The sequence below is a fragment of the Devosia alba genome, from assembly GCF_039938915.1.
Taxonomy (GTDB): domain Bacteria; phylum Pseudomonadota; class Alphaproteobacteria; order Rhizobiales; family Devosiaceae; genus Devosia; species Devosia alba.
In genome coordinates this window covers 1-23733 of the sequence record NZ_JBDUUI010000013.1, presented here as the reverse complement: position 1 = coordinate 23733, position 23733 = coordinate 1, and the positions used below count along the sequence as shown (strand labels likewise).

The 23733-nt window shown below is 63.5% G+C and carries 25 protein-coding genes; 12 read left to right on the top strand and 13 right to left on the bottom strand.

The window, feature by feature from the left end:
• Positions 1-57 precede the first annotated feature (57 nt).
• Positions 58-429 carry a TIGR02301 family protein gene (locus ABFY71_RS16080; protein ID WP_347946972.1) on the bottom strand — a complete coding sequence of 124 codons (372 nt, stop codon included), beginning with the start codon at positions 427-429 and terminating at the stop codon, positions 58-60.
• A gap of 31 nt (positions 430-460) precedes the next feature.
• Positions 461-874, bottom strand: a complete 414-nt coding sequence (locus ABFY71_RS16075; protein ID WP_305576703.1) for an NUDIX hydrolase — start codon at positions 872-874, stop codon at positions 461-463.
• 67 nt (positions 875-941) lie between these two features.
• Between ABFY71_RS16075 and ABFY71_RS16070 the strand changes: the two genes are divergently transcribed.
• Positions 942-1670, top strand: coding sequence for an SOS response-associated peptidase (locus ABFY71_RS16070; protein ID WP_347946971.1), 729 nt, complete (start codon positions 942-944; stop codon positions 1668-1670).
• Here the strand turns inward: ABFY71_RS16070 and ABFY71_RS16065 are convergent.
• Positions 1667-2227 carry a hemerythrin domain-containing protein gene (locus ABFY71_RS16065; RefSeq protein WP_347946970.1) on the bottom strand — a complete coding sequence of 187 codons (561 nt, stop codon included), beginning with the start codon at positions 2225-2227 and terminating at the stop codon, positions 1667-1669. The genes ABFY71_RS16070 and ABFY71_RS16065 overlap by 4 nt on opposite strands.
• A gap of 57 nt (positions 2228-2284) precedes the next feature.
• The gene (locus ABFY71_RS16060; RefSeq protein WP_347946969.1) at positions 2285-3700 is read right to left on the bottom strand and encodes an FAD-binding oxidoreductase; all 1416 of its coding nucleotides are present in this window, start codon (positions 3698-3700) and stop codon (positions 2285-2287) included.
• 345 nt (positions 3701-4045) lie between these two features.
• Here ABFY71_RS16060 and ABFY71_RS16055 point away from each other — a divergent pair, with 345 nt between their 5' ends.
• Positions 4046-4699, top strand: coding sequence for a histidine phosphatase family protein (locus tag ABFY71_RS16055; protein ID WP_347946968.1), 654 nt, complete (start codon positions 4046-4048; stop codon positions 4697-4699).
• 53 nt (positions 4700-4752) lie between these two features.
• Complete coding sequence (aroC, locus tag ABFY71_RS16050; RefSeq protein WP_305576693.1) at positions 4753-5868, top strand: chorismate synthase; 1116 nt, start codon at positions 4753-4755, stop codon at positions 5866-5868.
• A gap of 99 nt (positions 5869-5967) precedes the next feature.
• Here aroC and ABFY71_RS16045 read toward each other — a convergent pair whose 3' ends face one another.
• On the bottom strand, positions 5968-6933 hold the full coding sequence (locus tag ABFY71_RS16045) for an alpha/beta hydrolase family protein (RefSeq protein ID WP_347946967.1): 966 nt from the start codon (positions 6931-6933) through the stop codon (positions 5968-5970).
• Between the two features lie 214 nt (positions 6934-7147).
• Between ABFY71_RS16045 and ABFY71_RS16040 the strand changes: the two genes are divergently transcribed.
• Positions 7148-7756, top strand: coding sequence for a TetR/AcrR family transcriptional regulator (locus tag ABFY71_RS16040; RefSeq protein WP_347946966.1), 609 nt, complete (start codon positions 7148-7150; stop codon positions 7754-7756).
• Positions 7757-7818: 62 nt separating this feature from the next.
• On the opposite strand, the gene ABFY71_RS16035 is transcribed toward ABFY71_RS16040, so the two are convergent.
• From ABFY71_RS16035 to ABFY71_RS16020, 4 genes are read right to left on the bottom strand one after another with little or no spacing between them, the layout of a single operon-like run.
• Positions 7819-8568: a TlyA family RNA methyltransferase gene (locus ABFY71_RS16035; RefSeq protein WP_347946965.1), complete on the bottom strand. Its 750-nt coding sequence runs from the start codon at positions 8566-8568 to the stop codon at positions 7819-7821.
• Positions 8565-9164: an SCO family protein gene (locus tag ABFY71_RS16030; protein ID WP_347946964.1), complete on the bottom strand. Its 600-nt coding sequence runs from the start codon at positions 9162-9164 to the stop codon at positions 8565-8567. Before ABFY71_RS16030 ends, ABFY71_RS16035 begins: the two co-directional genes overlap by 4 nt.
• A 22-nt stretch (positions 9165-9186) precedes the next feature.
• Positions 9187-9429 carry an exodeoxyribonuclease VII small subunit gene (locus tag ABFY71_RS16025; RefSeq protein WP_305576683.1) on the bottom strand — a complete coding sequence of 81 codons (243 nt, stop codon included), beginning with the start codon at positions 9427-9429 and terminating at the stop codon, positions 9187-9189.
• Positions 9430-9439: 10 nt separating this feature from the next.
• Positions 9440-10387 carry a histone deacetylase family protein gene (locus ABFY71_RS16020; RefSeq protein WP_347946963.1) on the bottom strand — a complete coding sequence of 316 codons (948 nt, stop codon included), beginning with the start codon at positions 10385-10387 and terminating at the stop codon, positions 9440-9442.
• An 88-nt stretch (positions 10388-10475) separates the two neighbouring features.
• Here ABFY71_RS16020 and ABFY71_RS16015 point away from each other — a divergent pair, with 88 nt between their 5' ends.
• Complete coding sequence (locus ABFY71_RS16015; RefSeq protein ID WP_347946962.1) at positions 10476-11411, top strand: L-threonylcarbamoyladenylate synthase; 936 nt, start codon at positions 10476-10478, stop codon at positions 11409-11411.
• Here the strand turns inward: ABFY71_RS16015 and ABFY71_RS16010 are convergent.
• Positions 11408-12358, bottom strand: coding sequence for a DnaJ C-terminal domain-containing protein (locus ABFY71_RS16010; RefSeq protein WP_347946961.1), 951 nt, complete (start codon positions 12356-12358; stop codon positions 11408-11410). The genes ABFY71_RS16015 and ABFY71_RS16010 overlap by 4 nt on opposite strands.
• Positions 12359-12465: 107 nt before the next feature.
• Between ABFY71_RS16010 and pdxH the strand changes: the two genes are divergently transcribed.
• The 4 genes from pdxH (at position 12466) to ABFY71_RS15990 (ending at position 16446) form a co-directional block, all read left to right on the top strand.
• Positions 12466-13095 (top strand): pyridoxamine 5'-phosphate oxidase, encoded by a 630-nt coding sequence (gene pdxH / locus ABFY71_RS16005; RefSeq protein ID WP_347946960.1) that lies wholly within the window; start codon positions 12466-12468, stop codon positions 13093-13095.
• Between the two features lie 72 nt (positions 13096-13167).
• A complete protein-coding gene (locus ABFY71_RS16000; RefSeq protein WP_347946959.1) occupies positions 13168-14379 on the top strand; it encodes a DUF898 family protein in 1212 nt (403 codons plus the stop codon).
• Positions 14379-15539: a M48 family metallopeptidase gene (locus tag ABFY71_RS15995; protein ID WP_347946958.1), complete on the top strand. Its 1161-nt coding sequence runs from the start codon at positions 14379-14381 to the stop codon at positions 15537-15539. The genes ABFY71_RS16000 and ABFY71_RS15995 overlap by 1 nt, the downstream gene beginning before the upstream one ends.
• Before the next feature lie 97 nt (positions 15540-15636).
• Positions 15637-16446, top strand: coding sequence for a DUF1499 domain-containing protein (locus tag ABFY71_RS15990; protein WP_347946957.1), 810 nt, complete (start codon positions 15637-15639; stop codon positions 16444-16446).
• Positions 16447-16609: 163 nt separating this feature from the next.
• Here the strand turns inward: ABFY71_RS15990 and ABFY71_RS15985 are convergent, their stop codons facing one another.
• Positions 16610-17509 (bottom strand): MBL fold metallo-hydrolase, encoded by a 900-nt coding sequence (locus ABFY71_RS15985; RefSeq protein WP_347946956.1) that lies wholly within the window; start codon positions 17507-17509, stop codon positions 16610-16612.
• A 97-nt stretch (positions 17510-17606) separates the two neighbouring features.
• Between ABFY71_RS15985 and ABFY71_RS15980 the strand changes: the two genes are divergently transcribed.
• Positions 17607-18218, top strand: coding sequence for a biotin transporter BioY (locus ABFY71_RS15980; protein ID WP_305576665.1), 612 nt, complete (start codon positions 17607-17609; stop codon positions 18216-18218).
• Between the two features lie 64 nt (positions 18219-18282).
• Positions 18283-18963 (top strand): spermidine synthase, encoded by a 681-nt coding sequence (locus tag ABFY71_RS15975; RefSeq protein ID WP_347946955.1) that lies wholly within the window; start codon positions 18283-18285, stop codon positions 18961-18963.
• Positions 18964-19350: 387 nt separating this feature from the next.
• On the opposite strand, the gene ABFY71_RS15970 is transcribed toward ABFY71_RS15975, so the two are convergent.
• A complete protein-coding gene (locus tag ABFY71_RS15970; protein WP_347946954.1) occupies positions 19351-19605 on the bottom strand; it encodes a DUF3320 domain-containing protein in 255 nt (84 codons plus the stop codon).
• Between the two features lie 267 nt (positions 19606-19872).
• Between ABFY71_RS15970 and ABFY71_RS15965 the strand changes: the two genes are divergently transcribed.
• The gene (locus tag ABFY71_RS15965) at positions 19873-23424 is read left to right on the top strand and encodes a peptidoglycan-binding domain-containing protein (RefSeq protein ID WP_347946953.1); all 3552 of its coding nucleotides are present in this window, start codon (positions 19873-19875) and stop codon (positions 23422-23424) included.
• Positions 23425-23515: 91 nt separating this feature from the next.
• Here ABFY71_RS15965 and ABFY71_RS15960 read toward each other — a convergent pair.
• A partial coding sequence (locus ABFY71_RS15960; protein WP_347946952.1) for a hypothetical protein occupies positions 23516-23733 on the bottom strand: 218 nt, incomplete at its 5' end.

Sequence of the window (23733 nt, the reverse complement as noted above, 5' to 3'; positions counted from 1 at the left end):
TAACCCGAAGGTTAACAACACGTATGCTATTGTACCGATATTCACAACCACGCCAGCCTATTCGGCGAACCGGTTGTGAATGTCGCGGGCGGTGCGCTCGGCTTCCCGCAGCAGGCGGTCGAGGGCCTCGCGGGCGGCTGGCGTACAGCTGCGGTGAAACCGCGCATAGGCCGTATAACCCGTATTGAAGGCGCCGGCCAGCCGCTGGCGCCGCTCCTCGTCGGGCTGGTCGAGCGCGATCAGGTCGCCCGCCTGGGCGCGCCAGTCCACCTCAGTACTGCCGCACAGGGGCTGCAGAAAATACAGGCTCCCCATGATCTCGGACAGCCGCTCCATCTGCCTTTGATAGGGCGGGTCAATCGCCAGCACGGGCAGGGCGCCCAGTGCGAGCAGCAAAGCAAACAAGATGGCACGCAGCTGAATTCTCATGATTGTTCCGCACAGCACGGGACGATCTCTGTCAGCTTTGTTCCAGCACGGCGAAGGCCCTGGCGAGCACATCGTCGAGCCGGGTGGTGGTGCGAAAGGAAATCAGCGCGCTTGGATCAACCCATTTGTGATCGCTGACCTCGTCGGATGCCACGATCTTGCCGGTAAAATCGGGCGTGACAAAAACGGCCAGCCGAAACGCCAGGTCGCGCCCCAGCGCCTGCACCATTACCGGGCGCGGGTTGCGGATGACGATGCCGACCTCTTCGGCGATTTCGCGCGCCGCACACTGCTCAATGGATTCGCCGGGCTCCAGCCGGCCGCCGGGCAGGGTCCACAGGCCCTTATAGGGATCATAGGCACGCTTGATCAGCAGCACCTTGCCATCGCGCACCAGGGCGACGCTGGCAGCATTGGGATTGTCGAGGAGCAGATCCTGGGTCACGGCGTGTCCGATTGCGATTCGTTGCCTCACAGACTACCTGTTGTTGGCCAATTGGGAGATACCGAACATGTGCGGTCGCTACGCTTCCACACTTCCGGCCGAAATGATGGAAGAGCTGTTCGCCCTGCTCAACCACATCGACTTGGTGCCGCGCTACAATATCGCCCCGACCCAGCCGGTGGCCGCCATCTGGGAGGAGGGGGGAAGGCGCGAAGCGCACTTTGCCCGCTGGGGCCTGGTGCCGCGCTGGGTCAAGGATCCGCGCGAATTTCCGCTGCTGGTCAATGCGCGGGTGGAAACCATGGGGGAAAAGCCTGCCTTTCGCGACGCGCTCAAGCATGGCCGCTGCATCGTTCCGGCCAGCGGCTATTACGAATGGCACACCAATCCCGACAAATCCAAGCAGCCCTATTACATCACTTTTGCCGATGACCGGCCGATGGCGCTGGCCGGGCTCTACGCCACCTGGAGCGGGCCTGAGGGCGAGGAAATCGACAGCCTCGCCACCATCACCGTGCCGAGCAATGATCAACTCGCCGCCATCCACCACCGGATGCCCGCCATTCTGGAGGGATCGGCAATCGATGACTGGCTCAATGTGCGTGACGTGCGCGCCAACAGCGCCGCGCAACTGGCCCTGCCCCTACCCGATGGCGCGCTGAAATTTCATCCGGTCTCGACGCGGGTCAATTCGGCGCGTGACGATGATCCGGGCCTGATCGCGCCGGTGACGGTGGCGAAGCCGGAGCCGATCAAGAAGATGGCGGGCGGCGGCGGGCAGCTGGATCTGTTCTAGACGCCGATCTCGAAATAGCCCAGTGCGTCGCCCATAGCCTCTTCCTCATAACCGAGATGGGACAGCAGCACGCGCTCCAGGGCCAGGTACACTTCCCTGGTGTCGTCAAAGCGCGTCTGGGTCGGCTCGCCGGCCAGGGCGTTCAACGCATCGACCAGTGCCAGCAGCAGCTCGTGCACCACCACGTGCTCGGCCTTGAGACGGTCAGCAATCGCCTTGAACACCGGCCCCTGTTCGGCCAGCGCCGGAAAGATTGCGTAATCTTCGATCGAGTGGTGGGTGTGCACGATCTGGCAGTATTGGCCGCACAGATTGCCGAAACGGCGAAAATTGGCAACCATGGCCAGATCAGCGGTCTCTGCCGCGATTTCCGCCGGGGTGACACTGCCGGCCTTGGCGCGCTCAATCAGCTTGCCAAGCGTTTTCATATTGTCGCGCAGATGATCGTGGATCATCCGCAAATGTTCACCGGGCTGACGCTGGGCGGCGGTCAACCCCTCCAGTCTGGGGGCGGGGGGACGCGTGGCGTCATCGAGAAAAGCAATATTGAGCAACATGGTGCACTAAATGGGACGGTTTGCCGGCGAGGACAAGACGGCACCAAAATGTGACTGTCAGCCCAGCATCTTGCCCGGATTGAGAATGCCCCTGGGATCGAGCGCGGTTTTGATGGTGCGCATCAGCGCCAGCGCCACCGGATCCTTGACCTGCCTGAGCAGCTCGACCTTGAGCTGGCCGATGCCATGCTCGGCCGAAACCGAGCCGCCCAGCCTGAGCACAATCTCATAGATCGCGGCGTGCAGCTTCTCGTCATACTCGGCCATGAACGCCCTGGGATCGGCGCCCGCGGGCTGGCTGAAATTGAAGTGGATATTGCCATCGCCCATATGCCCGAACGGCACGGCGCGAATGCCGGGCGACACGCGCTCAGCCGCCGCAATACCCTCGGCGATCAATTGCGGGACGGCGGCAATCGGCACCGACACATCGTGCTTGATCGAGGCGCCTTCCCTGGACTGCACCTCGCTCATCTGCTCACGAAACGCCCACATGCGGGTGCGGTCGGCCAGCGATTCGGCAAACACCGCATTGTCGATCAGACCCTGTTCGAACGCGGTCTCGATAGCGCTCATCAGGCTGCCGGCCTCGCCGCCCTGCATGCGCGCCACTTCGATCAGCCCATACCAGGGCGATGGCCCGGCAGTGGGGTCCTGATCGAGAAAGCCATGCCTGAGCTGCATCTCCAGCCCGATCTGCGGCACGATCTCGAAGGCGTTGAGCCGGCTGCCAATGCGCGCCCGCAGCAATTCAAACAGCGGCAGCGCCGCTTCGGGGCCAGCGATGTTGACGATGGCGGTCTCGTAGTCTTCCGGCTTCGGAAAGAGTTTCAGCGTCGCGGCCGTGATAATGCCCAGCGTGCCCTCGGCCCCCACCAGCAGATCGCGCAGATCATAGCCGGTATTGTCTTTTTTCAGCGAGCTCAGGCCCTGATAGAGCTGACCGTCCGCCATCACCGCCTCGACGCCCATGGTCAGCTCGCGCGCATTGCCATAGGCCAGCACATTGACCCCGCCGGCATTGGACGAGAGTACCCCGCCGATCCGCGCCGAGCCCTGCGAGGCCAGCCAGAGCGGGAAGATGGTGTTATGCGCTTCGGCAGCGGCGTGGGCATTCTCCAGAATCACCCCGGCCTCGGCGGTCATCGTGCCTGCTGCGGTGTCGATGGCGCGAATGCGGTCGAGCCGGGCCAGGCTGACGATCACCTCATCGCCCCGCAGCGGCACCTGCGCGCCCACCAGTCCGGTATTGCCGCCCTGCGGGATGATGCCGACGGCGTTTTCACTGGCCCAGCGCATGATCGCCTGCACCTGCTCGACCGAGCTGGGCATGGCCACGGCGGCGGCCCCGGTGTGAAAGCGTTTGCGCGGTTCGTTGAGATAGCTCCCCATCTGAGCGGCCTCGCCGATCACGGCATTGGCGCCGAGCAGCGCACTGAGCTGGGAGACGATCGCTGAGGCGGAAAGGGGCATGGAAGAACCGTATTCTGGCTGTTGGTTGAATAGCGGTGAACTTGCACCGTCGAGCTGGCTTGTGCCACAAGCGTGGCCGCAGCTCCAGCACGGGAAATCATGGGCAAGGCGGGCAGCGGCGTCAACGCCATCGCTCGAGGCGCCGTGATGACGCGGGCGTGAGTGCAGCATAGCTGTCAAGCGATCTGGCCGGTGGCATTAACGGTGAAATGCACTAGGTTGATACTGGTATCGGAATGTCGGCGGGAAACGGCGCGACAACACATTGGGCGAAGCGCTGAACCCGGCCAGACCGGCGGGTCAGCCAGTTCGCCGATAGCTGGCAACAGGTCGGCAGGAGCAGGTATGACGACGACGGACTTTCAATGGCCCGACTTCTATTTTGCCCGGCACGGGGAAACGGACTGGAACCGCGAGCAGCGCTACCAGGGCAGCATGGACATCCCCCTCAACCGCACGGGGCAGCTGCAGGCTGATGCCAATGGCATCCTGTTGCGCGAACTGCTCGAGCGCGACGGCGTCGATCCGGCATCGCTGAAATGGTTTGCCTCCCCCCTCAGCCGCGCCGCCGAAACCATGGATCGCATGCGGGCCGCCTTTGCCATGGACCTGCCGCCGGTGATTCATGACAAGCGGCTGATCGAGATTTCGTTTGGCGAGCTCGAAGGGCGGCTGCATGCCGAACTCAGCAGCGAACTGGCCCAGGCGCCCGGGGAACGCGACGCCAGCTACTGGCACTTCCGGCCCGAGGGTGGCGAAAACTACGCCGATGTGGCGACGCGCCTGCTCGGCTTTGCCCATGAACTGACCCAGCACACGGTCGTGGTCGCCCATGGCGGCGTCTTGCGCGTGCTGCGGCACCTGGTGGAAGGCACCGAACGGGTCGATGTGCTCAATTGGCCGCCGCCGCAGGGGGTGATCGCCCATTTTGCCGGTCGGCGCATGACGCTCTATTCGGCGACCAATACCTGGGATGTCGCCGACAGCCCGGGCCGTTGATTGACCGCTTGGCCATAGGCCCCTAAAACGTCCGCAACATCCGGGGCCGCGCCATGTCGTTCAATACTTTCGGGACTTTGTTTCGCTTCACCACCTGGGGCGAAAGCCATGGGCCGGCGCTCGGCGTGGTGGTGGATGGCTGCCCCCCCGGCTTGACGCTGACCCCCGAAATCATCCAGCGCGATTTGGATCGCCGCAAGCCGGGCCAGTCGAAATATACCACCCAGCGGCGTGAGGCCGACGCGGTCAAAATCCTCTCTGGCGTGTTCGAGGATGAGCGCACCGATGGGCCGCGCACCACCGGCACGCCGATTTCGCTGGTCATCGAGAACACCGATCAGCGCTCCAAGGACTATTCGGAAATCCGCGACAAATACCGTCCGGGCCACGCCGACTATACCTATGACCAGAAATACGGCATCCGCGACTATCGTGGCGGCGGTCGCACCTCGGCCCGCGAGACGGCCGCGCGGGTGGCCGCTGGCGCCATCGCCCGCCAGGTGCTCGGTGGCGTCACCATTCGCGCCAGCCTGGTGCAGGTGGGCCCGCACAAGATCGACTATGCCAATTTTGACTGGGCGCAGGTCGACCAGAACCCGTTCTTCTGCGCCGACGCGACGGCGGCCGCGCACTGGGCCGATTATCTCGATGGCATTCGCAAGGATGGCAATTCGGTCGGGGCGGTGATCGAAGTGGTCGCCGAGGGCGTGCCGGCGGGCTGGGGCGCGCCGATCTATGGCAAGCTGAGCGCCGATCTGGCCTCGGCGATGATGAGCATCAACGCGGTCAAGGCGGTGGAAATCGGCGCGGGCTTTGAAGCAGCGAGCCTGACCGGCGTCGACAATGCCGACCAGATGCGGGCGGGCGCCGACAAGCCCTATTTCCTCTCCAACCAGGCTGGCGGCATCCTGGGGGGCATCTCCAATGGCGATCCCGTCGTCTGCCGCTTTGCCGTCAAGCCGACCTCATCGATCATCACCCCGCGCCAGACGGTGACCACGAGCAATGAGGATACCGACATCATCACCAAGGGCCGGCATGACCCCTGCGTCGGCATTCGCGCCGTGCCGGTTGGCGAGGCCATGATGGCGCTGGTGCTGGCCGACCATTATCTCCGCCATCGTGGCCAGACAGGCCGTGAGGGCGCAGTAGGGTTCGAGCGGAACTAGGCAATTCAGCCTTGGTGCTTCCCCCGGACATTTGCCCGAGGAAAAGCTGGTTGCCTTGCCCGCACCGAGGCCGGTGAATGGTGCAACGCGGTCTGGCCGCTACTTGCTTTCAACCGACCCAAGCGATTTCGCGCTACCCTGCAGGGCGGCACAGGCCGCAGACCAGGCCGGATCAGCCGGATCGAGCGCACTGCGCAGATAGGCCCAACTCAGCCGCTGCACCGCCCCCAGGCGATCAGGATCTTCATCCGTTGTCTCCTTGGCATCATAGCCGGCGATGCCGCCGAGTCCGTGTCCGCCGCCGGCCAGGGTCAGCAGGCTCTTGGGTCCGTGGCTGAGATGATAGGGATCGGCATGCCACGCTGCGCCGCGCACATTGAGGTGTGGGTTGATATCGGCATCCCCGGCAACCACCAGTGCCGGTGTCGTCATATGGGAGAAGTCAGGGTTGAGAGCCGAATAGTTCTCGGCAGCAAAGCTGCTGAGGTGGCGGCCACTGCCCGGAGCGGCCAGCAACACGCCCGCCCGGAAGCGGCTGTCCATCAGGTTGACGTCGATCGCCGTGTCATCCCTGGGGTCGGTCAGGCGCGCGCCCAGCAACATGCCGACGGTCTGCCCGCCCATCGAGTGTCCCACGGCGGCGACGCGGTCGCGGTTCAATCGTCCAGTGAGGCCGGGAACGGCAGCTTCGATGGCGTCGAGCTGGTCCAGAACCCGCGACATGTCTTCGACACGCGAGCGCCAGAACAAGGGCGCGCCGGGGGTCTCGCTGCCCAAGGCATAGCTCCTGGCGCTCAGATGGGTGGGCTGAATGACGACAAAACCATGGGCAGCCCAGAAATTGACCAGCGGGCCATAGCCATGCAGCGAGGGAAGATAGAGCGAGGGTCCATGGCCATGGGACAGCACGATGACGGGCAAATCGTGCCCGCTGACCGGCGCGCTGATGCGGACTTCAAGATCGAGCGCCCGTCCCGGTGCCGACAGCGTAACGGGGGCCACAGAGATCACCGGTACTGGCGCATTGGTGGGGATATGCAGGGCTTCAGAAAGCAGTCTGGTCATTGAAGAATGGTCCTTGTGTTGACCGCCCCACCCCAGCCAAAGCGCCGCCCTGGATTGCCGCAATCGACGCAGCCGGCTTGATTGCGGTGCTTGGCGAATGCTGCTCGGCCATGCTAAATGGATGAAGTGGAGCGTTGTTCCGATTAAATACGGAACGGCGTTCCGTTTGTCAACACTATACGGAACGCTGTTCCGTTTTGTATGGGGAGCATCGGTGACCGAGGATTTGCCGGACCAGACCGAACAGGGAAAGAAGCCGCGCGTGCGGGCCGACGCGCAGCGCAATCTTGATGCCCTGCTGCTGGCGGCCAAGGCGGTATTTGCCAGCGCCGGCGTCGACGCGCCCGTGCGGGAGATCGCCGAGCGGGCAGGGGTCGGCGTCGGCACGCTCTATCGTCACTTCCCGCAGCGCGCCGATCTCATCAAGGCGGTGTTTCGCCGCGAACTTGACGCCTGCGCCGACGCGGCCGCCCAATTGGCGCAAACCAACAAGCCGGGCGACGCGCTGGCGGCCTGGGCACAGCGCTTTGTTGATTTCATCTCAGCCAAACGCGGCCTGGCCGATGCGCTGCATTCCGGCGATCCCGCCTATGAGGCCTTGCCGGCCTATTTCGACGCGCGGCTGCGGCCCGCCCTGACAGGACTGCTGGGCGCGGCCGTCGCTGCTGGCGACATCCGCGCCGGTACCGATCCCGACGAGCTGTTGCGCGCCATTGCGCGACTTTCCGCGCCCGGCCCGGATGGCGACACGGCGTTGGGGCGGCGCATGGTGGGCCTGCTCATCGATGGCTTGCGCTATGGTGCCAGCGCTGAGGCCGACTAGGCTGGCTTATGCGCGCTGGGGATCGCAAATTTTTGCGGGCTTGGACGTCACACCGGGCTCACTCAGCCCAGCGTTGCAGTCTTCCGGAAAATCACCACAGTCTCGGTATTGCCGTCGCCGCCGGTGATGGGCGAGGGGATCGACAGGCGGTGGGTGAAGCCCTCGGCGGCCATGAAGGCGATCATCTCGGTCAGCGCCGTGTCGATGGCCTCCTGGCTGGTGACGATGCCACCCTTGCCGACATTCTTCCGGCCGACCTCAAACTGCGGCTTGAACAGGATCACCGCATCGGCCCCCGGCGCGCACAGCGCCAATGGCGCAGCCAGCACCTTGGTAACCGAGACAAAGCTGACATCGGAGACCAGCAGATCGATGGGCTCGGGGATCATCTCGGCGGTCAGATCCTTGGCGTTGACGCCTTCCATGCTGACCACACGGTCGCTGCCCTTGAGGCGCTTGTGCAACTGGTCGTGGCCGACATCAACGGCATAGATCCGGCTGGCGCCGCGCTCCATCAGAACCTGGGTGAAGCCGCCGGTGGATGAACCAATATCGACGCAGATCTTGCCATTGCTGTCGATGCCGCCGGCCTCAAGTCCCGCCACCAGCTTAAGGGCGGCGCGCGAGACATAGTTGGCTGCCGGATCGCTGAGCTCGACGATGTCGTCCTTGCCCACCATCTGGTTCTGCTTGACGGCGGTGACGCCATTGAGCGTGACGGTGCCGCGCAGAATGGCGTCCCGGGCGCGGGCCCGGCTGGGCAGCAGGCCGCGCTGCTCCAGCGCCAGATCGAGGCGGATGCGCTCGCTCATCCCTGTACCAGGCGCTTGACCTTGGCCGTTGCGGTGTCCTGGTCCTCTTCATAGGCAATGGTGCCCTGGAAGGTGCCGTCGGCATTGACCAGAAAGGTCAGCGCCGTGTGGTTGACCAGATAATAGGGGTCGCCGGGCTCGCCGACCTTTTCCGAGAACACGCCAAAGGCCGCCTTGGCATTTTCAGTTTGTTCCAGACTGCTGGCGACCAGTCCGATGACGCTGGGGTCAAAGCCTTCGACATATTCCTTGACCATTTCCAGCGTGTCGCGCTCGGGATCAACCGAAACAAAGATGATCCGCAGGTCATCGGGCGCCAGGCCAAGTTTGTCGCGAATGGCCGTGGTTTCGGCCAGCGTCGTCGGGCACACATCGGGACAGTAGGTGTAGCCAAAAAAGATCAGGCTGGGCGTGCCCGCCAGATCATCCTGGGTGAAGGCGCCGCCCTTGGTCGAGTTCAGCGCAAATTCCTGCCCGGTAATGCCGAGCGGCCGGGCCGGGGGCTGGAAGACGTAGAGGGCGGTGGCGCCGATCGCCACCACGGTGACCAGAACCCACAGGATAATGCGGAAATTGCGTAGCGTTTTCGTGTTCATGATGTCTCGTTGGCAAGAATGACTAGGCGTCGAGCGGCTCGGTGCCAGTCGGATTGCCATCGCGCGACAGAGTGATCTTCTCGATACGGGCTTCGGCAGCCTTCAACAGGCCTTCGCAATGGGCCTTGAGGGCCTCGCCACGCTCATAGATGGCAATCGACTCAGCCAGCGGGGCCTTGCCCGATTCCAGCTTGCCGACGATTTCTTCGAGCTGGGCCAATGCAGCCTCAAAGCTCAGAGTCTTTACGTCGTCATTGTCCGCCATCAGCAAATTCCTATTCGTCCAGGCGCCCAATGGCGCCGTCCATCAGCATGGCCGCATGGTGCGAAACACCGCCGGCCAACCCCTTGAGGTCATAGCCACCTTCGAGCAGCGAAACAATGCGGTTACCGCAGCGGCGGTCGGCCACATCCATCAATTTTCCGGTAAGCCAGCCATAGTCTGCCGAGTTCCAGTTCAACTGCGCCAGCGGATCGCGTCCGTCGGCATCAAAACCCGCCGAAAGCAGGATCAGGTCGGGAGAGAAGTCATTCAGGGCCGGGATGATGCGCGTGAGATAGGCCTCGCGCATGGCCGCACCATCGGTATGGGGATCGAGCGGGGCATTGACGATATTGCCGACGCCAGTCTCGCTGGCCGCACCGGTGCCGGGGAACAGCGGCATCTGATGGCTTGAGGCGTAGAACACGCTGAGGTCGGACTTGAAGATGTCCTGGGTGCCATTGCCGTGGTGCACGTCAAAATCGATGATGGCGATGCGCTCGGCGCCATATTTGCGCTGGGCCTCCCGCGCCGCAATGGCCACTGTATTGATCAGGCAAAAGCCCATTGGCGTGGCGATTTCGGCGTGATGACCGGGCGGACGGATGGCGCAGAAGGCATTGTCGACCTCGCCCAGCAACACCGCCTCGAGCGCCGCCAGGGCGCCGCCCAGGCCGGTGCTGATTGCAGCCAGCGAAGTGGCCGAAACAAAGGTATCTGGATCAAGCTGGCCAATGCCTTCGGCGGGGCGCGCATCGCGCAGCCTGGCCATATAGCGGGCGTCATGCACCAGTTCGGTCAGCATCAGATCCCCGCTCGGGGCCTCGCGCCGAATCAGCTTGTCGAAACGTGGACGAGCCAGCGCCTCTTCGACGGCGAGCAGGCGGTCGGCGCGCTCGGGATGGCCTTGTGGCGTAGCGTGGTCGGCATAGTTCGATTGACTGACAAGCAGCGTACTCACGCGGGGCTGGGCTCCTATGCTCTTGCATCCTCGTCTTGACGCGCCCCGTTGGCGTTGTCAAACAACGCAGCAGATCGCGAAGGACGCCATGACCCATTCCGACCCGAAAACGGCGCACGACGCCGCCGTCCTGCTGCGCGCCGGCCAGCTATGCGCCTTTCCGACCGAAACCGTTTATGGGCTGGGGGCCGACGCCACCAATGCTGACGCCGTGCTGGCCATCTATGAGACCAAGGGGCGACCGCGCTTCAACCCGTTGATCATCCATTGCGCTGATCTGGCGATGGCCGAAACGCTGGCCGAGTTTTCGCCGCTGGCCCGCCGGGTGGCGACGCTGTGGCCGGGGCCGCTGACGCTGGTGCTGCCAGTGCGGCCCGGCAATGGCCTGGCCGGTATCGCCATGGCCGGGCTCGATAGCGTGGCGATCCGCATTCCCGATCATCCCGTGGCGCTGGCTGTGCTGGCCGCGGTGGGCCGACCCCTCGCCGCACCATCGGCCAATCCGTCCGGGCGCCTGTCGCCAACCACCGCCGAGCAGGTGCGCATCGGCTTTGCCGGACGGGTGCCGGTGCTCGATGGCGGGCCCTGCCGGGCGGGGGTGGAATCCACCATTGTGCGGATCGAGGGGGATAAGCTGGTGCAGTTGCGCGCCGGAGCCATGTCCCGCAACGCGATTGAGCAGGCTCTGGGCGTGAAAGTTGCGGTCGCCCCAAAGGGCACGGCATTGGCGGCGCCGGGCATGCTGGCGAGCCACTATGCCCCCCGGGCGCTGCTGCGGCTCAACAGCACGCCGCGCGCCGGCGAAGCCTATCTGGCCTTTGGCAACGGGCCCGAATTTGCCGGTCCGGTGCGGAACCTCTCGCCCCGTGGCGATCTGCACGAGGCCGCCCGCAATCTGTTCGCCATGCTGCATGAACTTGACGCGGCAGGGGCGGACATGATCGCGGTTGCACCCATTCCCGACGAGGGGTTGGGCGAAGCCATCAATGACCGGCTGCTGCGGGCTGCGGCCCCGCGCGATTAGTCCCGCACCTTGTAGGGCTTCTGGTCGCGCATGAAGCGCGCCAGGGCCTCAAGGTCGGCATCGCCGCCGGGCGGCAGGATGACCTTGAGATTGGCGTAGAGATCGCCATCGCCATGCAGCCCCTTGCCCTTGAGGCGGAGCGCCTTGCCGGTATCCATGCCCGGCGGCAGGTTGAGCTCGACCGAGCCATCCAGCGTCGGTACCCGGACCTTGGCGCCGAGTACGGCTTCGTACAGGGTGATCGGCACATCGGTGCGGATGTCGGCGCCATCACGGCGAAACTGCTTGGATTTGGCAAAACGCACGGTGATCAGCGCGTCGCCTGGCCCGCCCAGGCCTGGTGAGCCCTGGCCCTTGAGGCGGATCTGCTGGCCTTCCTCGACCTTTTCGGGCAGCTTGACCGACAGCATCTTGCCATTGGGCATGCGCACCTGAATGGCGGCTGCCTTGTGGGCATCCTCCAGCGAAACGGTGGCGTTGACCACCACATCCTCGCCCTTCATGGTGCGTCCGCCCGCAGCACCACCAGCGCTGGCCCCGGCAAACGGGTCCCATTGTGCGCCGCCGGCACCAGCCGGGCCACGACCAGCACCGGCCGCGCCGCGTGGCTGCCCGCCAAAGCCGCTCATGAACTCCTTGAGGATGTCCTCAGCGGTAAAACCACCCTGCGCCGTGCGGCCACCACCGCGCTGCCCGGCACCCGGATTAAAGCCGGCAAATTTGGGATTGCCATCGGCATCGATCTCGCCGCGATCAAACTGGGCCCGCTTTTCTTTGTCATTGAGCAGGTCATAGGCGTTGGACGCCTCAGCAAATTTGCTGTGCGCTGTCGGATCGTCTGGATTTTGGTCAGGGTGATGCTTCTTGGCCAGCTTGCGATAGGCGGACTTGATGTCTTTTTCGCTAGCCGAACGAGGCACCCCAAGCACGGAATAGGGATCGCGCATTTGGTCCATTCAATTAATGCGGGCGTTGCTTCGCCCCGGTTTCGAGTCCTATATGGCCACGGGCCCCCGGCTTGTCCAGTTTTGCGCGACGATGAGATGAGATTGATATGCTCCAGACCCTGACTGAACGCCTGTTCGATGACAGCGACCGCACCGCGCTCGATCCCCTTGCACTGTTCGAGGAATGGTTCGCGCTGGCCCAGGAGGCCGAGCCCAATGATCCCCATGCCATGGCTGTGGCCAGTGTCGATGCCGACGGCATGCCCGACGTGCGCATGGTGCTGCTCAATGGGCGCGACGAACGCGGCTTTGCATTTTTTACCAATTTTGACAGCACCAAGGGTGAACAATTGGTGGCCCAGCCCAAGGCCGCCATGGTGATGCACTGGAAATCGCTGCGCCGCCAGGTGCGGATGCGCGGTCCGGTCGAGGTGGTGACGACGGCCGAGGCCGACGCCTATTTCGCCAGCCGCCCCAAGGGTAGCCAGATTGCCTCGTCGGCCTCGCTGCAGTCGCGGCCGCTCGACAGCAAGATGACCCTGCTCGACCGCGTCTCCGAACTGGCGACGCGGATCGATGACGCCGAGGTGCCGCGCCCGGCCAATTGGTCCGGCTTCCGCATCGTCCCCACCAGCATCGAATTCTGGAAGGACGGCGAGTTCCGCCTGCATGATCGCGTCCGCTTTACCCGCAAGGCCCGCGGCGACGCCTGGAGCAGCGAGCGGCTCTATCCGTAATTTGGCACGGGTCCCCCGCTTTCCATTGCTGGCCGTCTGGCTTAAAACCCGAGACAGGCGGGGAGTTTGAGCATGGTCATGCAGCACGGTCCGGGGCGCCCGGTGCCAGTGGTGTTCACGGGGACACGGCGTGAACTGGCCGGCTTGCTGCTGCGCGGCTATGCGCTGCTGGTGCCCACCATTGGCCTGTATCGCTTCTGGCTGCTTACCTGGAAGCGCCGATTCTATTGGTCCAATACCGAAATCGCCGGCGACAACCTCGAATATACCGGCACCGCCATGCAATTGCTGGTGGGGTTCCTCATCGCGGTGGCCGTGTTCCTGCCGCTCTACGCCATGGTTTTCTATCTCTCCACGCAATCGAACCAGGCGGCGATTGCCGGCTATGGCATCATTGGGGTCACGCTGTGGTTTCTGGCCGGCTACGCCATCTATCGGGCCCGCGATTTCCGCCTCTCGCGCACGCTCTGGCGCGGCATCCGCTTCGATCAGACCGGCAATGGCTGGGCCTATGCCCTGCGCCGGTTCGGCTGGAGCCTGCTGCTGATCGCCACGGCAGGGCTGGCCTATCCTTTCATGGCCGCCAGCCTCTGGCGCTATCGCTATGTTCATAGCTGGTACGGCGATCTGCGGTTCGGCTTTCTCGGCAGCTGGAAGCAGCTTGCCCTGCCATTCTACCTGACCTATGGCGCGGTATTGGTGGTGGGCGGCGCCGGGCTGGGGATCAGCATGGCGCTGGGCGTGTCCACCGATGGCCTTGCCGAGCCGCGCGCCTACCTTCCTTTGGTGATCGCGGCCTTGCTGATTGGCGCCTTGGCCTTGCGCTATCAGGCCCGCGAACTCAGCGCGATGTATTCAAGCGTCCGGCTCGGCGGCGCGGTGGTGACCGTCACGGTCTCGGGGCGCGCCCTGATCTGGCAATATGTGCTGTGCGGCCTGGCCCTGATCGCGGCATTTGCCGTGCTGGCCATTGGCGGTCTTGTCGTGCTGGGCGTGCTGGCCAGCGAGGCTTTTGCCGGCGGCGGCTTTGATCTCGAAATCTTCTTTCGCCAGATGCAGGGCAGCCTGATCACCCTGGCGGCCATCATCTTTGGCTATCTGCTGATGCTGGGCGCTTTCACCCTGATGACGGAGCTGTTCATCGGTCTGGGCTTCTGGCGGTTGATCGCCACCGGCGCCAGCATTGCCGGTATCGAGAGCCTGAACGCGGTGCGGGCGCGCGGCGAGGACAAGGCGCTGGCCGGTGAAGGCCTGGCCGATGCCCTCAATGTGGGGGCCTATTGATGACCATTGTCGGGCGCTATTACGATGGTCAGAGCGCGACGGTGCATACGGTGGCGCTGCACTATCTTGCCGAATATGACAGCGGCACGCTGCTGATTGGTGATGCGGCCGACGGTAGCGAAATTGCCCGCTGGGCCGCCAGCGACCTCTACCTCGTGCCGGGCCGCCGCGACGAAATGCGGCTGGCCGCCAGCGGCCAGCCGGCGGGCGCGCGCGTGGTGGTGCGCGGCGCCGACACCATTGCCCGCATCCGGGCCACGTTGCCCGTGCTGGGGACCAAGCAGCGCCGGGAAACCACGCGGCAGCGGCGCCTTGCGGTCACCGCGACGCTGGCGCTGGTGGCGGTTATTGCCACCTATCTCTATGGCGTCCCCCTGCTGGCCAGCCGCATTGTCGGTCTGGTGCCACCGGCCTGGGAACTCCGCCTGGGCGCAACCGTGGCCAGCCAGCTCCAATCCAGCCTGGGCGGGTTGCAGATCTGCGATCCCGAACCCGGCAGTCTGGCCAACCGCGCCTTGACCCGCTTTGGTCAGGCGGCCATGGCCGAAAGCGGCTCGCCCTTTGCGCTCGATATCAATATCGTTCGCTCCGACATCCCCAATGCCTTCGCCTTGCCGGGCGGGCAGGTCTTCTTCCTGTCGGCGCTGCTCGATCAGGCCCAATCCCCCGATGAATTCGCCGGCGTGCTGGCCCATGAGATTGGCCACGTCGCCCATCGGCATGGCATGGAGCAGCTGATCTCCTCGGCTGGCACCGGTGCCCTGATCGGCTTCATTCTGGGCGATATGACCGGCATATCGGTGGCCGCCGGTCTGGGTTCGACCATCATTGATGCAAGGTTTTCGCGCGATGCCGAGCGGCAGGCCGATGCCTTTGCCGCCCAGGTCGCCCACCGCCTGGAGTTCGATGCCAGCGGCCTGGTCGATCTGCTTAATCGCGTCGGCGAAGACGATGATTTTGCCCGGGCGCTGGCGCTGCTGAGCACCCATCCACTCACCGATGATCGCAAGGCCGCGCTGGACCGTCTGGGCCAGGACCGGCCCAGCGGCCTTGAACCGCCCTTCACCCCGGCGGAATGGCAAGCCATCAAGGCCATGTGCGGCGGCGCACTCGATCAGCGCGGCACCCCCATCAATGTCGGCGCGACCAAGACGAAGTGACGGGCTGCTGACAAATCTTCAAACTCGGGCAATACCTTGCTTCTATGACGAGTAGTATCATGCCGCAAAAACGGGGTAGTGAAGCGGTGGCGGCAGCGTGCGCATACTGATCCGGACATCGCGATGGGCTATCTGGGCGCGCCGACTGGGCAACGTCGCGGTGCCGCTCGTCATCATTTCGGTGCTGCTGCACCGGCTGCGACTGACCACCAGTGATGTGTTTCTGGTCGCCGCTCTCGCCGCGGGCCTCGTGGCGCTAATCGCCGTTCTGGTCTCCGTGCTCGCCCTGGCGCGCCTGTGGCAGACCGGCGATGTAGGCTGGGGCAAGGCGTTTTCCGGCCTTTTGCTCGGCCTGCTGTGTCTGCTGCCCTTTGCCTGGTACGGCAGTCTGGCCCTGAAATATCCACCGGTCACCGATATTGCCACCACGACACGCGGGCTGCTGCCGCTGGTATTTGAGCCCGGAACGGCGGCCATGCCGCCGCCCAGACTGCTCAGCAAGGCGGAGGCCAAAATCGTCTTTCCCAATGCCGAGACCCGCACCTATCCTTTGGGACAGGCGCAGACCTTTGCCCTGGTTGAGCAGAGCATCGCCGATCATGGCTGGGATGTACGCCTGCTGCGGGCGCCCAACGCGGCGCTGGACCCTGCCTTGATCAATGCCCAGACCATGACCATTCCCGGCTGGCGCGAGGAAGTCGTGGTGCGCGTCACCGGCGACGCCACCAGCGCCCGTGTCGATATGCGGTCGGCCTCGCTCAATGCCCCCCATGATTTTGGCGCCAATGGCCAGCGCATCGAGCGTTTCCTGGCCGATCTTGACGTCGCGGTGACCACGCTGTTGCGCGACACCCCCAGTGTGAACCTGCCCGACAGCGAGCCGGTTGAGCCGGTTCCTGCAAGCTAGATCGTGTCGCGTCCATACGGGGGGCGGCGCCATCGCCCTTTCCCCTGAGGGCGCGCGGGGGCAGGGCTTTTCATGGTCATCCAGACGGCGCCTCTCCCTCATCCCCTCCACACAAGGGCGAGGGAAGCGCACGACCGCCGAATTACCACGAGCATGACCTCTTTCAGGCCGTGATGCGTGTCCCCCAGGGGCGGCGCAACACCCTGAGTTCGCCCCGGTCTTCGAGGTATTCCACATGGGCGGCAATGGTCATCTGCGCGGCCATCCGCACCGGCAGGCTGAGCCCGGGATAGATGGCGGTGACCAGCGCGCGCACATTGCGTGCCCCGTCCCGCACCGCAGCCAGCACCTGGCCATTGCGCATCAGCCGATGCGCCTTGAGCGCCCGGGCAAAGGCCGGGCCATTTTCAATGGGGCCGCCATGGGCCGGCACATAGAGCAGCTGGGGCAGGGCGATCACCTTGTCCAGCGAGGCCAGATAATCGGCCATCGAGCCATCGGGCACCGAGACCAGCGTCGAGTTCCAGCCCATCACATGGTCGCCGCTGAGCAGGATGTCGCCAAGCCCGAAGGCCAGATGGTTGGCGCAATGGCCCGGCGTGGTGTGCACACTGATCGTCAGGTCGCCAGCGGCAATGGTCTCGCCATCCACCAGCGTGCGATCGGGAACCAGATCCCAGTCGCAGGACCGGCGCAGCACATTGCGCTCAAAGCGCCGCAGCGGCCGCGACAGCCGGTGCCGCCCGCCAAACCAGACCGGTACACCGTAGTTACGCGCCAGCCTCGCCGCTGCGGCGCTGTGGTCGCGATGGGTATGGGTCAGGATGATCGCCTCGAGCCGCCGCCCGGCCATGGCGCTATGCAGCGCTGCCAGATGCGCCGGGTCGTCCGGCCCCGGATCCAGCAGCGCCAGACGCTCGTGACCGAGCAGGAAACTATTGGTACCGGTAAAGGTGTAGGCGCTGGCATTGGGCGCGGTGATGCGCACCAGCCCCGCAGCAATCGGTACCGCCACGCCGGTCTGTGGATCAAATTGGCTATTGAAGGTGAGGGTGGCGGCCATTGCACTCCCGCTGGCGGCAGATTATGAGATGGACATTCAAATTGTCGTGCGTCCCGCAAATGGATGCCGGTTCCCGTCGTTACATGGAAGGTATGAAATGGCCGTCACGTTGACCACGTCCAACACGCTCCTTGGCCTCTATCAGCCCAAGGGTGTCGCTGCCAAGCTGGCGTCCACTCTGGCAACTGTCGTGCTTGGCACGCTGTTGATTACCCTCTGCGCCAAGATCAGCGTGCCAGTCTGGCCTGTTCCGGTGACGCTGCAGAGCTTTGCCATTGCCGCCCTGGCCGCCGCCTTTGGCATGCGCATCGGCGTCGCCACGGTCGGCCTCTATCTGCTCGAAGGCGCCATGGGCCTGCCCGTGTTCGCCACTGGCGGTGGCCTGGTCTATCTGGTTGGCCCCACGGGCGGCTTCCTGCTCGGCTTTGTGGCGCTGGCCGCCATCGTCGGCTTTGCGGCTGATCGCGGCGCCTCGGGCAAGCCGCTGGCGCTGTTTTCGGCCATGCTGGCCGGTAATGCCGTGATGTTCGTGTTCGGCTTCACCTGGCTCGCCCTGATGGCTGGCCAGGCCGGCTGGATCGACCAGGCCAATGTGCTCGGCTCGGCCTTTGCCAAGGCCGTGCAGCCCTTCATAGTCTGGGACATTCTCAAGATGGCCCTGGCTGCGCTCACTGTCACCGGTGCCTGGAAGCTGATCGCCAAGCGCTAGACGCTGGTCGATATTTCAACGAAAGCCGGCCCCCGCGGCCGGCTTTCTGTTTTTGCGAGTGTGCATGGCCGTCACCCCCTGGACTCTGCTCGATACGGCCAGCGTGCCCGGTGGCGAAGGCGACCTGCGCCTGATGCGGCGCGGCAGCGAATTCTCTATCATGACCGGCTCCACCGCGCTGATGAACAGCCGCATGTCTGGCTCCGAAGAGGCGCTGGCCAGCCTGAGCTGGCAGGCCATTGCCGGCCGCCCCCGGCCGCATATGTTAATCGGGGGCCTGGGCATGGGGTTCACCCTGCGCGCCGCGCTGGACATCCTGCCCGCCGACGCCCGCATCACCGTGGCTGAATTGGTGCCCGCCGTGGTCGACTGGGCCCGCGGCCCGATGGCTGAGGTCTTTGGCACCTGCCTGACCGACCCGCGAGTCAGCATCCGTCTGGGCGATGTCGGCACCATGCTGGCGGGCGACAATCTCTATGACGCCATCCTGCTTGATGTCGATAACGGCCCGGAGGGCCTGACGCGCGATTCCAACCAGCAGCTCTATAGCGTCAAAGGCCTGCGCCGCACGCTGAGCGCCCTGCGCGCCGGCGGCGTGCTGGCGGTGTGGTCCTCCCACACCAGCACGCCATTCACCAAGCGCCTGCTCACCGCCGGCTTTGCCGTGACCGAAGAAAAAGTCCGCGCCCGCGGCAAGAAGGGCGGCGAGCGCCACCATATCTGGCTGGCCAAAAAGCCGGGCTAGGGGAGGGGGCAAGGCGCTGTTGTGTTGGTCTCTCGTCCCCGGCACGGCGCGCCAATATGGGCACCGGCCGCCATCAGATCGGGTCACCGGTGTGCACTGACCGTTCCAGTAACAGAAAAGCCCGACCTCGTCAGAGGCCGGGCTGATTGGTCGGAGTAGAGTGATTCGAACACTCGACCCCCTGCTCCCGAAGCAGCTTCCGAGCAAAGAAACCCAAGGAAACTGCGCTTCATGTGCCTCAAAATCAGGCGCAAATCTCGCTTTGTTCCGCTAACTCTGTCGGTGGCCTGTCGGTGGAAAGGAGACATTGGTGGACCTGAGAACAATCGGGCACTCAGAAGTCAATACGAATTTGCTTATCAGGATAGTGGTAAGCGGATAAGCGGCTCATTGGAAACCGCGTGCGTTACCACGACGAAGGTAGCAGGTGCCCATGCCTACTGCAGTGACGATGCGCGAACCAGTCTCTTGCTTCCCGAACAGCAACGCCGCGCGGCGGTCTCCTTCGTCGATGTGGATCGGGCCCTCGACATCGATGATCTTTTGCACCACTGAGCCCATAGTGTTTAGAGGCGCTTCATGCGGCTCAACGCGCAGCACCACAAACTGCGCGAGGATGTGGTCAGTCAAGTCGTGGAACACGGCTCCTTCTTTAGACACCCGTTCTGCTTCGGCTTCAGCCTATTCAAAGTTCTCGTTATTCTCATTTTCGACTGGTTGTGGAGCGCACCTTGCCGCTGCCACTAGCGCGGCCTGCAGCCGACGCACTTCGTCGGCCTGGCTATGGAACTAGTCCGTGCTTCACACCAGTGGAGCCGCAAGTCGAGGTCTTCTGTGGCAATACGGATTGCATTCGCCAAGCATATGTAGTTCGTATGCTCTGTAAAATGGCTGTGGGGGCGCTGTATAATGATTCCAAAGGCTTGGTTGTCTGCGGCTCTTGTCGTTGTTTTTTATGCCGCGACTTTGTATCCGGCGCATGCTCAACGCGAAGTTGGCGCCTTCTTTGGAATTGCTGGAGAAATGATCCGGCTCGGGGTCCAAAACGATCAGATAAAGCGCCAGCAGACTCAGCAGGCCCAACAACAACGAGCCGCCGAGAACGCGCAGCGTGCCGCGCAGCAGGCCGCCGAGTTCGAATTCTACAGCAGGGCTCAGACTGCTTTGAAGACCTTGGGCTATTACAACATGACAGTCGATGGGGCGACCGGCCCAGGGACCCGGGCCGCCATTGCTGCTTATCTGGAGGCCTTCAGGCTATCAGGTGTATTCGACGAACAGGCTTTATTCGACCTCGAGTGGTTTGCTTCAGAAGGATGGCGGAGCCTAGCGGAGATTGAGGCTGCCGAGGCTGGAGGCTTTTCCGGGCGCGACGATTTCGTTCGGGCCAGCGAAGCAGGTTTCTTGAACTCAGATCATTATGAAGCAGCCGTGGCGCAGGGCTTTGACGACGCCGCGGAATACGATGCATTTGTCTTGTCAGGCGCGCCTGACAAGAGCAGCTTTGAAGCTACGCGAATGCAATTGGCCGCGGCCAATGCCGCGATTGACGAGTGCCTGACAGCCACGCAGGCGAAGGAATGGGGCGCAGCACTGGCGCCCTGTTATATCGCAGCCAAGGCCAAATCTGGGGATGTTGGCGCTCAACTTGCGCTCGAAGCCGTTCTGAGTGGAGCCCAGACAGCTTTAGACCAGGACCAGGCAGAGCTTACAGACAAGCGCGCAGCCTTGGCCAAGCTGCTCAATGGTGCCTCAGATGCCACATCCAGTGATGCGATTTCTGTGCTGCGCGGTGAGGTCAATCTCCTGGCCGAGACCGTGCTGTTCACCCAACTGCATTTGCAGTCGGGTGAATGCGCCGCCCTTGTTGCTCGCAGCGCATGGGACGAGGCCCTGCTAGCCTGCCATGCCGGCGTCTCTGTTGATCACCTTGCCGGCGAAAAGCGCAGCCAAGCAGATGAACTAGTGGCGCATATTGCCGAAAACCGCGGCAAGGCCGAGGCCGGAGCTGAAGCAACAAAGGCCGACATTGCGGCCGAAGCCAATCGCCTTGCGCTGCTAGATGCCAAGACCAAGGCCGCCTCACTGCTAGCAGACGTCTCGGCTTTTGATAAACAGGGAAAGACGTTTGCCGGGGGCATTGCCATAGCCCGCGAACTCGTTGCGTTGCGCGAGGCCAGCGAGGGCAAAGACCCTGCTGCGATCGAGCGTCATCTTAGCGCGCTGGAAGCTCTACTTGCAGCCGACGATGCCTACATGACCGCTCAATCGGCGATGGCAAATGCACGTGAGCAGGCCGGACAAGCTGCTGTGCTGGAAGCTAGGCGCCAGGCCGAAATGCTCGAAGCTTTCGTTCTCGCCTATATCAGCAGTAATGTGATGTCGAGCCATGTGTCTGCCCTGCTGCCGCTGAGCGAGACCTTAGGCGCGGCGCTAGGCGAAGGTAATGCAGAGCGCATCACGGCTGCGCAAGCGACGGCACGGCAGGCAATTGAACAGCTGGGGCTGGGTGACGACCTGGGCAGTTTTTCGGCCAGCTACAAGGCGCCCGTCGTTTCGGCCGAGCAGGTTGAGGTGGCTGACGCCCGAACCGCAAATGCCAGCATGGCGTTGGAGGAGGCCGTCACCCGGTCTGAGGCGCTTATAGCCTCAGTCACGAGCTTCGCCGACGCGGGCGGAACATTTGCAGATACGATCGGCGTGGCTCGTGGTGTCGTGCGCGTCAAAGCTGGCCTGGCCCGGCCGTCTTTGCCGGATCTTCAGGTCGTCCATGACGCTCTGGCCTCGCTAGTCGCGGGCGACGCCAACTTTGTCGCTGCCAGCGTGCAGCGTTCTGAAGTCAATGATGCGGCGTTGGCCAATGCCATTGCCTCGGCGCGCGAAGAAATGACCGGCATCAATGAATTCTTGCTGGGCCACATCGCCACCAACCTGACCGATGACGACATTCTAGGCGCCGTCGACCTGCAAATGGACGTCGAGGAAGCTCTTGCAGGACCGAGCTCCGCCGAGTTGGTTCGCACCCTCAGAGGCGCAAAAGAGGCCATCGTGGCCATGGACTTACGCGAGGGCCTCGACAGCTTCATCAACCAGCAGACCGCCCGTTCCACGGTCGCTGAGGGACCTGTTGCCAGCAATGGGCTTGCCGTGACGCCAGCCAATTCCGACCTACTCCAGGGCGCCGGCGATGACTTGCTGGTCTTGCGCAACAGCAGAGCGCCGCACCTGGTTTATGACCTGGTTGGTAATCTGCGGGTCGATGGTGGTGTGGCCAACGTATGTTGGATCCACACTCCACCGGACAATCAGATTTCCCTACTAATGGCGCGACAGCAGCTAGACGCTTTAGGCATTGACCGGATTAGTCTTGCTCAGTGTGACATGCCACTCGAGACCAGCGATCTTGTTATCCTGAGGCGTGGGGACTTTCTGGCCTTGCCGCCGAGTGTGGCGCAGCCGTTGGTCGCAGCGTTTGAGGATGGTAGGTTGAAACCCATCGTCGCCATTGCTGGCATAGATGCTAACAGCGAAAACAATCGCCTCGCTGGCGAATCTGCTGCGATTGCCAGCCGCATCGGCAATGCCACGTTGCGTGGTTTCGGCCTACTGCAGGTGACCCACGGTCAGGGTGGTATCTGTCCTGCGGTCGCGGACCTTGCGCCACATGGCAATGCCCTCGCCAAGCGTGCCGATAGCATCGCCTTCTTCTTCGCGGAGCCCAGACTGAAGCCCATCATTTCGGCCGAACAGGCCTTCGTCGCCGCACAGCGCGGCGAATGCACGGGCATATATGCTGCCTCGGCCGATCTGCGGACACTGTCGGAGGCGCTTGGGAAGGCAGAAATTGCCTTCACCACCGCACCGATCTGGGTCGAAGCCGAGGAAGTGGAGCGCGAAGTCATCCGTCTGGCCGAGCTCTCTGCGCAAGAAGTCAAAGACGAAACGGCGCGTCAGCAGGCTATACAGGCAACAGCAGAGCTCGACGCTGCCAAGACTGCCGACCAGCGCAGCGCGTTGGAGACACGGCAGGCTGCACTGCGCGCCGAATATGAGGAGCGTGCCGCCGGCGCCCGCAAGGACATTGCCGAACTGGTGCGAGACTTGGTGCAGACCGGCAAGTCCGATGACCTAGCAGGTCTGTTTCCTCAGACCTCCCAGCTGATCCGGAGCGCCGTCGCCGACAAGTGGGTGATTACCGACACCCAAGATGACCTGAGCGATTATGGCACGGCTGTCTGGCAGGGCCGCGCGGTCGAGGCTGTCTTGGTGCGGGTGACCACCAAGCGCGAAAACAGCATTCTCGGCCTCTACGGCAGCGACTGCGTCGTGCTGGGTTATCTGGTGGACCGCGAATTCCGTATCAACCGTGACAGTGTGGAGGCCAGTTGTTCCGACGAGGCGACCATTGCTGCCTGGACTGCTGGACGTGATATGAAAAGCATCTGGCATTTAGAGAACTAGGCGGAAAATACGCTGGTAGCCCACGTAACGATGCGGGATTTTCGTCCGTCCGGCTAATCCCTATCAAAGTGGCTGGCTCGGGCCGTTTTGCCTACCGCACGAAGGCATCGCAGCTTCGCGCCGGCTCTGGCACCTCTCTGCCCAAGTTGCGATACAGCGTCCTGATGTTCGTGCCGATGAGGTCGCCAAAATTCTTGTCGTCCTCACCGATAGCTTCGATCTTCGCATTGAGCGCATGCACGATGTTGTCGATTTGTTGATTGCCACTGAGATCTGACCCTCTGAGGGCGTAAATTTTCACTGAGATTT